This is a genomic window from Hymenobacter sp. BT188 (assembly GCF_014333585.1).
Classification (GTDB): Bacteria; Bacteroidota; Bacteroidia; order Cytophagales; family Hymenobacteraceae; genus Hymenobacter.
Genome location: NZ_JACSCW010000018.1, coordinates 1 through 11,591, shown reverse-complemented (window position 1 = coordinate 11,591; position 11,591 = coordinate 1). Strand labels below are relative to the sequence as shown.

Sequence of the window (11,591 nt, the reverse complement as noted above, 5' to 3'; positions counted from 1 at the left end):
CCTGCACTACGAGCTGCTGGTCGAGGACGAGTTGGTGGTGGTACGCGGGGCAGTGCCCGGCCGGCCGGCGCAGCAGCTGTCCCTGCCCGAAGTGCTGGCCCACCCGCTGGTGCTGCGCGAGCGGGGATCGGGCACCCGGCAGGTGCTGGAATACGCCCTACGGCAGCAGCACGTGCGCCTGAGCGAGCTGCGCGTGGCCTTTTCCTTCGACAACACCCAAGCCATCAAAGCCTACCTCGAAGCTGCCCCTACCTGTCTGGGCATCGTGTCGCGGCGGGCGCTGGAACTGGAGCTGCAAACCGGCCGGCTGGAAATTGTGCCCGTGCCGGCCCTGCGCCTCGCCCGGCAGTTCGAGACGGTGTGGGTGCAGGGCCAGCCGCCCTCGGCCAGCGCCGCCCGGTTCCTGGCCTACGCCCGCCAGCACTGCGCGCCGGTTTCGTGAGGCTGCCGGGGATAGGACTAAAGTAGGCAGCGTGGCACTTTGGATTTCTTCCATAACCTGAGGTAATGGCGGATAAGCTTTTTTGTCTCTATTTCAGAACCTTGCGCCCGTACCTTGGCTTGCGTTAGTGTACCCGCTCTGATTGTTATGCCCACTACCTTATCCCCCCCTCCACCCACCACGCCCGTGGCCCAATGGGCCCCCTGGCTCCTGGCCTCGCGCACCGTATTTGGCCGGCGGGTTACCCTACAGCAAGCGCTGTTCGTGCTGGGGGGGCTGTTTTGCCTGAGCCCCTGGGGCTCGCCGCCGGTGGCCCTGGGTTTGGGGCTGCTGCTGGCGCTGCTGGTGGGCAATCCGTTCCTGCCGCGCACCCGGGCCCTTACGGCCAAGCTGCTGCAGTACTCGGTCGTGGGGCTGGGCTTCGGTATGAACGCCCACGCGGCGGTGCAGGCCGGGCGCTCGGGGCTGCTATTCACGGTGGCCACCATCGTAGGTACGCTGTTGCTGGGCTATCTGGCCGGCCGCGCCCTGGGGCTGAGCCGCCGCGTAACGCACCTGATTGCCTGTGGCACGGCCATCTGCGGGGGGTCGGCCATTGCGGCGGTGGGCCCGGTAGTGCAGGCCAGCGAGGAAGAAATGTCGGTGTCGCTGGGCACGGTGTTCGTGCTCAACGCCATTGCCTTGTTTGCCTTTCCCGCCATCGGGCACGCGCTGGGGCTTACCCAGCAGCAGTTCGGCCTCTGGGCCGCCATTGCCATTCACGACACCAGCTCCGTGGTGGGGGCCGCGGCGGCCTACGGTGACCAGGCCCTGCAGGTGGCCACCACGGTGAAGCTGGCCCGGGCCCTGTGGATTATTCCCGTGGCGCTGGGCACGGCGCTGGCCTTCCGCGAAAAAAAAGTGAAGGTGAAGATTCCCTACTTCATCCTCGGCTTCGTGGCGGCCATGCTGCTCAACTCGTTCGTGCCGGCCGTGGGGCTCGTGGGCCCGTGGCTGGTCAAGCTGGCCAAAATCGGCCTCACGCTCACCTTATTCTTCATTGGGGCGAGTATGTCGGCCAAGGTTATCCGGGCCGTGGGGCCGCGGCCCTACGTGCTGGGCCTCACGCTGTGGGTGCTCATTTCCAGTATTTCCCTCTACGTGATCCTGCACACGGTTTAGTTCGCTTGCCTGATACCGCGCCTGCCTGGGCCGGTTAGATACTTATTTCTTCACTTGCTGATTCCCAGCCCATGAAATTTCCCCGTTTTGTTTTAGCCACGGTACTGACCAGCAGCTTGGCCCTGAGTGCGAATGCGCAATCTTCAAAGCCTGAGACGACGCCGGCCCGGAAGCCTTCGTCCGAACAGACGGCTTTCCAGAAAGGCACCTTCACGGGCGCTACGGCCGACAAAAGCCACTACCACGTGGTGTACCACCTCGACAGTGACGACCCCAAGCTCATCAAGATGACGTTGCGCAACATGAAAAACGCGTTGGAAGACCCGCGCCTGAAGGGCAAGCTGGAAATGCAGCTGGTGGCCTACGCCGGTGGTGTGAACGTGTTCCGCAAAGACCAGGCGTACGAGCCCGAATTGCAGGCCCTCAAGGCGCAAGGCGTCATCCTGACCCAGTGCCTGAACACCATGAAAGAGCGCAACATCAGCAAGGAGGAGCTGTTCCCGTTCATTTCCTACGTGCCGACCGGCAACGGGGAGCTCATCATCCGCCAGGCCCAGGGCTGGGCGCTGGTGCACCCCTAACGGCCGCGCTTCGTGACTCCGCAACTCGGTTTGCAGGCCAACTGGCGGCAGTTCACCCTGCTGGTGCTCATCAACGCCTTCGTGGGCGGCATGGTGGGGCTGGAGCGCAGCATTCTGCCCCAACTGGCCGAGCAGGAATTCCACCTGGTGGCGCGCTCGGCCATTCTCTCGTTTATCGTCGTTTTCGGGCTGACCAAAGCCGTGGCCAACTACTACGCCGGGGCCTGGGCGGGCCGGGTAGGCCGCAAAAACCTGCTGCTCATCGGCTGGGGCTTTGGCCTGCCCGTGCCGCTGCTGCTGCTCTGGGCCCCGAGCTGGGGGTGGGTCATTTTCGCCAACGTGCTGCTGGGCCTGAACCAGGGGCTGGCGTGGTCGAGCACCGTGGTGATGAAGATGGATTTGGTGGGCCCCAAGCAGCGCGGGCTGGCCATGGGCCTCAACGAGTCAGCCGGCTACCTGGCCGTGGGGGCCGCGGCCTTTGCCTCGGGCTGGCTGGCCACCGAGTACGGCCTGCGGCCCTACCCGTTTTATCTTGGCCTAGTGCTGGCGGTGCTCGGGCTGCTGGGCAGTTTGCTGGTGCGCGACACCCGCGCCCACGTGGCGCTGGAAGCCGCGCAAGCCCCGGCCGGTTCGGTTGGCCCACCCTTTTCCTTCTGGGACGTGACGTGGCGGCACCCCAACCTGGGCTCGGTGACGCAGGCTGGGCTGGTAAACAACCTCAACGATGGGATGGTGTGGGGCCTGCTGCCGCTTCTGCTGGCCAGCAAGGGCTTTACGCTGACCCAGATTGGCACGGTGGCGGCGGTGTACCCGGCGGTGTGGGGTCTGGGGCAGCTGGTGACCGGGCCGCTGGCCGACCGGCTGTGTAAGAAAGACCTGCTCTTTTGGGGCATGCTGCTGCAGGGCGCCGTGCTGCTGGCCATGCTCATTGTTGATTCCTACCCGGCGTTTTTGGGGCTGGCGGCCCTGCTCGGGGCGGGCACGGCGCTGGTGTACCCCACGTTTCTGGCGGCGGTGGGCGAGTACGCCCCGGCTCCGCACCGGGCGCGCAGCGTGGGCATCTTCCGCTTCTGGCGCGACGCCGGCTACGCCATCGGGGCCCTGCTCACCGGCATCCTGGCCGATGCGTTCGGGCTGGGTGCGGCATTGGGCGCCATCGGCGGGCTTACGGTGGCGTCGGCCCTGGTGGTGCGCGGGCGCATGTACTGCCTGCCCGCGGCCGGCGCTGACCCGGCCGCGGCGCCGGGGTGCCCCTTACCTGGGCACGGCCTGCCGCGGGCCAGCAGCCTGCGGCTATCCTTTCGCCTGCGGCTGGCCATTGCCTGCTAAGACAACCAGCGCCCCATTTCAGCACCCTTTTTTCAGTTCATCGAATGCTTGAAAAGCCCCGCCGCCGGCTGTTGCTGCTCGCCGTTATTCTAAGCCTAAGCCCCGTAGCCCGCGCCCAAACCCTGCACGTGTACGGCCCCGGCGGCCCGGCCGAGCCCATGAAGGAAAGCGCCGCCTTCACCAAGCAAACCGGCACCATCGTGGAGGTTACGGCCGGCCCCGAGACGCAGTGGCTGGAAAAAGCCTTGCAGGATGCCGACGTGGTGTATGGTGGGGCCGAGTACATGCTCACCCAAACGGCGCTGGCCCATCCGGGCTTTGTTGACGAGAAAACCCGCACCAGCCTCTACGCCCGCGAGGCCGCCGTGCTGGTGCGCCCCGGCAACCCCAAGCACATCCGGCGGCGGCAGGATGTGGCGAAACCCGGCGTGCGCCTGCTCGACGTGAACGGGGCCGGACAATTGGGGATGCCCGAGGACATGGCCCGCACCCCGGACCTGATTGCCGGCCTGCAGCGCAACGTGGCCCGCTCGGTGAAAAGCAGCGCCGAAGCCGTGCAGCTGTGGCAGCAGCAGCCCCAGGAGTTCGACGCCTGGATTACCTACGCGTCCTGGCAGTAGCCATTTGAAGTAATTTTTCCTCATCACTTAAGCTCATGGCAACCCAGCTTACCCTGTTCCAGCTCAACGACGTGCACGGCTACCTGAACCTGCATCAGGAGCTGTTTTACGGCCCTGACGGCCCCGAGTACCGCCGTTGTGGCGGCTATGCCCGCATCGCCACGCTGCTGCGCGAGTGGCGCGCCACCTACCCCGACAGCCTGCTGCTGGACGGCGGCGACACCTTCCACGGCACCCGGCCGGTGGTGGAAACCCAGGGCGAAATCCTGCTGCCGGTACTCAACGAGCTGGGCTTTGCGGCCTGGACGGCGCACTGGGACTTCGCCTATGGCCCGGCCCATTTGCAACAGCTGGCCGGACAGCTTAACTACCCGCTATTGGCCGCCAATGTGTACGACAACGCCTCCGGTCAGCTGGCATACGCGCCGTATCTGCTGCGCGAGGTGGCCGGCTTGCGCGTGGGCATTCTGGGGCTGGCCAGCCCCATCGTGGAGAAGGCCATGCCGCCGCACTTCAGCCAGGGGCTGCGCTTCACCAACGGGAGCGAGGAGCTGCCGCGCTACATCGCCGAGCTGCGCGACCAGGAGCGGGCCGACGTCATCGTGCTGCTTTCCCACTGCGGCTTTCCGCAGGACGTGGCCCTGCTCACGCAGCACCCCGGGGTGGACGTCTGTTTGAGCAGCCACACCCACAACCGTCTTTACGCGCCTTATCTGGCCGGCGAAACGCTCGTCATCCAGTCCGGCTCCCACGGCTCCTTCGTCGGGCGCCTCACGCTCACGGTGGACGGCGGCCGGGTGAGGGCCCACGATCACGAACTGCGCGAAGTCAGCCAGAACCTCGTGCCCGACGCGGACTTGCAGGGCCGCATCGACGCGGCCCTGGTGCCCTACGCGTCGCTGCAGGAAGTTGTCGGCGTGGTCAGCACGGGCCTGCACCGGGGCACGTCGGTGGAATGCCCGATGGATGATTTTCTGCTGGAAAGCCTGCGGGCGCTGGTACCCGCCGACCTGTACTTCTCCAACGGCTGGCGCTACGGTGCGCCCGTGCCTCCCGGCCCGGTGCGATTGGAAGACCTCTACGACATCGTGCCGATGGACCCCGAGATTGAAACCGTGGAGCTGACCGGCGCCGAGGTGGGCCAGCTGCTGGAGCACAACCTGGAAGGCACCTACAGCCACGACCCGCTGCACCAGATGGGTGGCTACGTGAAGCGCGCCCTGGGCCTGAACGCCTACTTCAAGGCCGAAAACCCCCAAGGCAGCCGCCTGCAGACCGTCTTCGTGCAGGGCCAGCCCCTCGACCCGGCTCGCACCTACACGGCCGCTTTCATCACCACCCAGGGCGTGCCCCCCAAGCTGGGCCGCCACCGCCGCAAATCCGGGCAGCACGCCGTGGCCGCCATGCGCGCCTTTCTGGCGCAGCACCGCCCGCTTGCCATTGGCAGCCACCAGACTTTCACTCTCGTGTAACCTGCGGGCTTGCTCTGGCGGCTGGCCCTGACCTGCTTTCATTCACTCATCTCACTAAAAATCCCACCTAGTTAATCTGCTGACCATGAAATTCACTTATAAAAATCTGCTGTTTTCCCTGGTGCCGGCTTTGGGGCTGGCCCTGGTGGTGCCTGACTTTTCTGCGCGTGCCCTCCCCCCGGTTATGGCCCGTAAAGCGGCCCAGGTGGAGACCATTACCATTTTGCAAACCGCCGACATGCACGGCCAGCTGCTGCCCCACCCGGAGATGTTTATCGAAAACGGCAAGTTCGTGTTCAAGCAGCGCGGCGGGCTGGCCAACGTCCAGACCATCTTCAAGCGGACCAAAGCCGAAAACCCCGGTGGCACCGTCATTGTGGACGGCGGCGACCTGATTCAGGGCAGCGCCGTGGCTGCGCTTTCCGAGGGCAAGGCCATCGGCCCGGTCATCAGCGCCATGGACTATGACTTGCTGGTGCCCGGCAACTGGGAAGTGATTTACGGTGGACAGAACATGCGCAACATCCTGGCCTCGTACCGCAAGCCGCTGGTGTGCGCCAACATGTACGACGAAGCCACCGGAAAGTCGCTTTACCCGCCCTACCTGGTGAAGGAAATGAAAGGCATAAAGCTGGGATTCATCGGCTACAACGACCCCGACGTGCCCACCCGGCAGAACTCGGCGTTCAGCAAGGGCATGGTCTTCAAGCAGGTCGAAGAAAACCTGGCCGCGCTCGTCAAAGAACTGAAAGAGAAGCAGAAAGTCGACATCCTGTTCCTGGTAACCCACCTGGGCATCTCCAAGCAGGTGTACCTGGCCGACCAGCCCGAGCTCAAGGGCGTGGACTTTGTGCTCGGCAACGACACCCACGAGCGCATCCGCCAGCCCCTGAAACGCAAGTACGCGCAGGTGGTGGAGCCGGGCGCGTTCGCCTCGTTCGTGGGCCGGCTGGACCTGGACGTGAAAGACGGCAAAATCGTCGCCCAGCGCTACGAGCTGATTGACGTGGACCCCAAGAAATACCCGGCCGACCCGGCCGTGCTCAAAGTAGTGCAGGCGCAGATGGCGCCCTACCGGCCGCAGACGGAGCGCGTGCTGGGCTACACGTCCGTGCCCCTGTACCGTTACCTGGTAGTGGAAAACCCCATGGACGATATGATTACCGACGCTTTGCGCTGGAAAACCGGCGCCGACATTGCCATTTCCAACGGATTTCGGTTCAGCCCACCCATCGTGCCGGATGCTTCCGGCAAGGCGCCTATCACATCCGGCGACCTGTGGAACATGCTGCCCGTGAACGAGAACGTGAAGACCGCCAAGGCCACCGGCCGGCAATTGCGGGACTGGATGGAAAACGAGCTCCACAACGTCTTTGCTGCGCAGCCCTTGGAAAGGTTTGGGGGGTGGGTCATCCGCTTTTCCGGCATGACGATGACCTTCAACGCCAACGCCCCGAAAGGCCAGCGGGTGCAGGCCATTACTGTGGGCGGGCAGCCGCTAAACCTGGCCAAGGTATATACTCTGGCCGCCTGCCGCCGCAGCGGCGAGCCCGACCACGTGCTGTGCCGCATGCCTAACAGCCTAGACCCGAAGGTGCTCGACTACACCGTGCACGATGTGCTGGAAGAATACCTGAAAGCCAAAGGCACCGTGGCCCCTAAGGTTGACGGCCGGGCCGTGGCGCTGGACCTGAAGGCGCCCGTGGTAACCCAGGTGGCTAGCATCGGCTACTTGTTTCGCTAACAGCTTTTCCTGCTTGATTTTCAACGGCCCTCACTTCCCAATTCCCATGCCTAGCATCAGCTCGCCGCTAAACCTTCTCGCCGGCCTGCTGGCCCTGCTGCTGGCCGCTCCCCCCGCCCAGGCCTGCAAAGTGTGCCGGCCCCGGGTGGATGCAGCCATTCATGCGTCGGATTACACCACCAATGCCCTGCTCTTGCTGCTCCCGGTTGCCCTGCTGATTGGCGGGGCCCTGTTACTCTTTTTCTCCCCTACGCTCGTCTTATGGAAACCGACAACACGCCCCTCCACCGCGCCCCTCTCATCGCCGCCGGCATCCTGATAGGCGCCGGCATGGGCGGCTTCGTCGATGGCATCCTGCTCCACCAGATTCTGCAGTGGCACAACATGCTTTCGGGCAAGCTGCCGCCCAACAACCTGGTGGATGCCAAGGTGAACATGTACTGGGATGGGGTGTTCCACGCGGCCGTGTGGGTGATGACCGCCCTCGGCCTGCGGATGCTCTGGTCGGCGGGCAGCCGCCGGGACGTGCCCTGGTCGGGCCGCAGCTTCAGCGGGGCGCTGATTCTGGGCTGGGGTTTGTTCAACGTCATCGAAGGCCTTATCGACCACCAACTCCTGGGCCTGCACCACGTCTACGAGTACACGGACAATCACCTGCCGGCCGACTTGGGCTTTCTGGCCTTGGGGGTGCTGCAGCTGGGGCTGGGCTGGGCGCTGATTCGCGCGGGCCGCGCCGATACTACGCCGGCGGCCCGCATGCGGTAAAATTGATTGCCCGCTGCGAGCAACGAGGTAACGCTGTCCTTATGCGGCCTTACCTCCCCGCGTGGCCGCGCTGCCCTGAGCTAGGCCAGCCCGCGTTGGCATAGCTCAGGGCAGCAGGGAAGGCTCTGTTGCGCCGGTGTGCTGAGCGGCAGCGGGACGGGCGTTCTATGGGGCTGGCCAGCGTCCTTGAGCATGCCTTTCAGCCTGAGCACACGGCGCGCCCGGCCTTAACGCTGGGCCGCCTCCCAAGCCTGATCCGGGCTGCTGGGCGTCACGGCCGTAAAGTCGCCGCGCAGGGCCTTGAGGGCATACTTCTCCGCGTCAATTTCCTTGCGCGTCCGAAAGCCCAGCTTGCGGAACACCGGCAGCGGCGGGCACCAGCCCTGAATGGCGTGCCAGAGCAACATGGTGGAAACGACCCCGGGCAGCACCAGCCAGCGCCGGCTTACGGTGCGGCTGGCTGCAAACCCCAGCAGCGAGAGGGTGGAGGCGTTGGCCATGAGCGTGCGGTCCATGTCCCACTCCTTATCCAATTCCTTAATGCGTTTTTCCAGCGCCTCGGGGCCCGCCTCGGCGTAATCCCGCACGCGGGCGGCCGCCTCGCGGTCCAGTTGCTGGTTAGTTTCGGAAGAAGTACTACGGCGGCTGGGGTCGTGGGACATGGCGATAACGAGGAAAAGGCGTGGGGATAACGCAGGAGTAGCGTTACTGTGCATTACGCAGGCCTTTTCGATACGTTGTAGGGTTCGGGCCGTAGCTTTTAAATAATGCGACCTCCGCACCAGAGGCACCTTTAACATGTTACTTGCTCATGACACTATTGCCGCAGCTAAGCACCGACTACGGCCAGGTGGTTCAGGATGCTTTTACGGGCTATGGACAGTACCTGCTCAAGGAAGTGCTGCACCCACACCGGGGCAACTACTTCTACTGGCTGGTGGCCATCTCGCTCGGCTTCTGGGCCCTGGAGCTGCTGCGGCCCTGGCGCAAAGACCAGGGCGCGTTTCGCCAGGATTTCTGGCTGGACGTGTTTTACATGTTCTTCAACTACTTCCTGTTCTCGCTCGTCCTCTACAATGCCCTGTCCAACGTCTTCGTCCAGCTCTTCAAGGACGGGCTGGCGCTGGTGGGCATGCACAACCTGGTGGCGGTGGAAATCGGCGACTGGCCGCTGTGGGCGCGGCTGCTCACGCTGTTTGTGGTGCGCGACTTCATTCAGTGGAACGTGCACCGGCTGCTGCACCGCGTCAGCTGGCTCTGGTCCTTCCACCAGGTGCACCACTCGGTAAAGGAAATGGGCTTTGCCGCCCACCTGCGCTACCACCCCGTCGAAACGGTGGTATACCGCCTGCTGGAATACCTGCCGCTGGCCCTGATTGGCTTTGGGCTGACGGATTTTTTCCTGGTGCACCTCTTCACCCTGACAGTAGGCCACTTCAACCACGCCAACCTGTACGCCCCGCTCGGGCCTTTCAAGTACTTGTTCAACAACCCACAGACCCACCTGTGGCACCACGCCCAGGAGCTGCCCGCGGCCCGGCGCCACGGCGTGAACTTCGCTTTGACCCTGACCGTGTGGGACTATTTGTTCGGGACGGCCTACGTGCCCCGCGCGCAAGCTGACCTGCCGCTGGGCTTTGCCGGCGTCGAGCACTACCCCCACACCTTTGCGGCCCAGCAGCTGGAGCCGTTCGCACACCTAGTCCGGCCGTCGGACCCGGCTACTTCGCTGCCCGAACCCCAGGCGGTGACTGCGCCACCCCGCTTGCCGTATACCCATGAGTAATTCTAACTTTAAATCCTCCTTTTATGGATAACCTGCTGCGTTTAATTGCTTCTCCCGGCGGCCGGGCCGCCCGCATTGCCATCGGCACCACCCTGATTGGCACAGGCCTCGCTCTAGGGCGGAAAGGCAGAGGCCTGTCCGTGGCGGGCCTGCTGCCACTGGCCATGGGTGCCTTTGACTGGTGTCTTCTATCTCCCTTGCAAGGGCTGCCATTCCGGGGCCCTCAACTACGCGAGGAATTGGGAACGAAGCCAGCTTAAGCGAGGTGACTCAGGCACCAGATGCCGCAAAGGCCCTCATCTAATTTTAATGCGTAAGCCCTGAGTGCTGCTGAGTGGCGATGGCCATTGGTTCATCACCTTAGATTATCGCCAGGGCGCAGAACCCAGCGTAGCGTGGATCGATACGGAGATGGCGCAAGACATCCCCTTAGCCCCGAGTTTTGCCGCCTTTCTGGCGGGCCTGGTCGAGCGCGATTCCGTGCCCGAGGAGTAGCACATAGCCCTAACCCAACTAGTTTAAGGACTGTGTCAGCTAAATCACTTCCCTAACTCCGCATCGTAGAAGTTATTAAACATAAATGCCCTTGTATGACTGTTGTAAGTAGTTCTTACCAAGGGCCTACTTCTCCATCCGGCCGCTTACTCAGTTGCCGTTTCAGACTCTCACTCAACTGCTGGGCGTGTGTTATTACCTGTTGCTCATACTGTTGTCGCAATGCGGTTTGCGTTTTTCGCCCCTTAGATGAATAGAGCAGCGACTCGAGTGGCAAGGGGGTTCCAGCGCCCGGATTCTCTAGCTGATAATCTGTGAGGGTGTAGGTATAATAGCCTTCTTGGAGATCTAAGCGCAGGGTATACCGGAGCAATCTCCCGGTGGTCATGATACGGCCTTGACGAATAGTGGGTATGAAGGATCCTCGTATGGCCAGAGTACCCGTTTCTCGCTTATGGACTAGTATGTCAAGCGCTTGATGAGGAGACTTGTAGGTATCGTAGAGCCACTGTACTGTTTGCGTGTAGAGTTCAGAACGCTGAAAACTATCAGCCGGAACGACTTCCGTGAACGTAATGCGTTGACTGGCGGCCTCTAGAGGCAACCGAGTTTGAGCAACCCCAAGGTGCGATAGAGAAAGTAGCCAGAGTAAGACCCAAAGTAGCCGCATTGCCCAACAAGGTACGGAAGGAGCTTCCTACCGCGTGGCGTTACTTAATTGTATTTTAGCGACGCGTACTCTTTTCAGAATAGAATCCACGATCACTGAAGGAGTCATTTACACGAACTGTGTTGAAAGTCAAGAGTTGAGGACAAGTTTTGAGCAAAAAGTGGCTTGATAGGGCACGCCGGATTTAACGATGGCAAAGGCTTGCTTGAGCAGCTTGTTGCAGACGGCAATCAGGGCCAGCTTTTTGTTTTTGCCTTTGGCCACCAGTCGATCGAAAAGCGCTACGCACGCGGCATTGGTTTTCTTGGCCGCGAAGCTGCACATAAACAGCTTGCCCCGGATCAAGCCGCCACCCATCTTAGTGATGCGCACCTTGCCCCGGATGCTGCTGCCGGAGCTGTGTTCGCGAGGTGACAAGCCGGCCATGGCAATGAGCTGGCGGTAGTTGTCCAGGCGCGTAAAGCCCCCGGCAAACAAGAGCAGCATCCCCGCGGTCTTGCGCCCAATACCGGGAATCGAGCACAGC

General features: G+C 62.9%; 13 protein-coding genes. 10 read left to right on the top strand and 3 right to left on the bottom strand.

Annotated features, from left to right (window positions below; genetic code table 11):
• Window position 1: 1 nt before the first annotated feature.
• From H8B13_RS20860 to H8B13_RS20825, 8 genes are all read left to right on the top strand, one after another.
• The gene (locus tag H8B13_RS20860; protein WP_315985185.1) at window positions 2-442 is read left to right on the top strand and encodes a LysR substrate-binding domain-containing protein; all 441 of its coding nucleotides are present in this window, start codon (window positions 2-4) and stop codon (window positions 440-442) included.
• A 147-nt stretch (window positions 443-589) separates the two neighbouring features.
• Entirely contained in the window at window positions 590-1,603 is a 1,014-nt protein-coding gene (locus H8B13_RS20855; RefSeq protein ID WP_187312715.1) for a YeiH family protein, read from the top strand.
• Between the two features lie 71 nt (window positions 1,604-1,674).
• Window positions 1,675-2,184: a DsrE family protein gene (locus tag H8B13_RS20850; protein ID WP_187312714.1), complete on the top strand. Its 510-nt coding sequence runs from the start codon at window positions 1,675-1,677 to the stop codon at window positions 2,182-2,184.
• 12 nt (window positions 2,185-2,196) lie between these two features.
• Window positions 2,197-3,513 (top strand): MFS transporter, encoded by a 1,317-nt coding sequence (locus H8B13_RS20845; protein ID WP_315985184.1) that lies wholly within the window; start codon window positions 2,197-2,199, stop codon window positions 3,511-3,513.
• A gap of 44 nt (window positions 3,514-3,557) precedes the next feature.
• On the top strand, window positions 3,558-4,133 hold the full coding sequence (locus tag H8B13_RS20840; protein ID WP_187312713.1) for a substrate-binding domain-containing protein: 576 nt from the start codon (window positions 3,558-3,560) through the stop codon (window positions 4,131-4,133).
• A 35-nt stretch (window positions 4,134-4,168) separates the two neighbouring features.
• Window positions 4,169-5,605, top strand: coding sequence for a bifunctional metallophosphatase/5'-nucleotidase (locus tag H8B13_RS20835; RefSeq protein ID WP_187312712.1), 1,437 nt, complete (start codon window positions 4,169-4,171; stop codon window positions 5,603-5,605).
• 85 nt (window positions 5,606-5,690) lie between these two features.
• Entirely contained in the window at window positions 5,691-7,349 is a 1,659-nt protein-coding gene (locus tag H8B13_RS20830; RefSeq protein ID WP_187312711.1) for a bifunctional metallophosphatase/5'-nucleotidase, read from the top strand.
• Window positions 7,350-7,481: 132 nt separating this feature from the next.
• Window positions 7,482-8,114 (top strand): DUF2243 domain-containing protein, encoded by a 633-nt coding sequence (locus tag H8B13_RS20825; protein ID WP_315985183.1) that lies wholly within the window; start codon window positions 7,482-7,484, stop codon window positions 8,112-8,114.
• Between the two features lie 227 nt (window positions 8,115-8,341).
• Here the strand turns inward: H8B13_RS20825 and H8B13_RS20820 are convergent, their stop codons facing one another.
• Window positions 8,342-8,776, bottom strand: coding sequence for a DUF2892 domain-containing protein (locus H8B13_RS20820; protein WP_187312710.1), 435 nt, complete (start codon window positions 8,774-8,776; stop codon window positions 8,342-8,344).
• Window positions 8,777-8,925: 149 nt separating this feature from the next.
• Between H8B13_RS20820 and H8B13_RS20815 the strand changes: the two genes are divergently transcribed.
• Both H8B13_RS20815 and H8B13_RS20810 read left to right on the top strand, forming a co-directional pair.
• Window positions 8,926-9,900 carry a sterol desaturase family protein gene (locus tag H8B13_RS20815; protein WP_187312709.1) on the top strand — a complete coding sequence of 325 codons (975 nt, stop codon included), beginning with the start codon at window positions 8,926-8,928 and terminating at the stop codon, window positions 9,898-9,900.
• A gap of 23 nt (window positions 9,901-9,923) precedes the next feature.
• Window positions 9,924-10,160 (top strand): DUF2892 domain-containing protein, encoded by a 237-nt coding sequence (locus H8B13_RS20810; protein WP_187312708.1) that lies wholly within the window; start codon window positions 9,924-9,926, stop codon window positions 10,158-10,160.
• A gap of 350 nt (window positions 10,161-10,510) precedes the next feature.
• Here H8B13_RS20810 and H8B13_RS21730 read toward each other — a convergent pair whose 3' ends face one another.
• Window positions 10,511-11,065, bottom strand: a complete 555-nt coding sequence (locus H8B13_RS21730; RefSeq protein ID WP_187312707.1) for a DUF4468 domain-containing protein — start codon at window positions 11,063-11,065, stop codon at window positions 10,511-10,513.
• A gap of 129 nt (window positions 11,066-11,194) precedes the next feature.
• Window positions 11,195-11,591, bottom strand: a 397-nt coding sequence (locus H8B13_RS20800) for a transposase (protein ID WP_187312706.1), incomplete at its 5' end; no start/stop codon positions are given.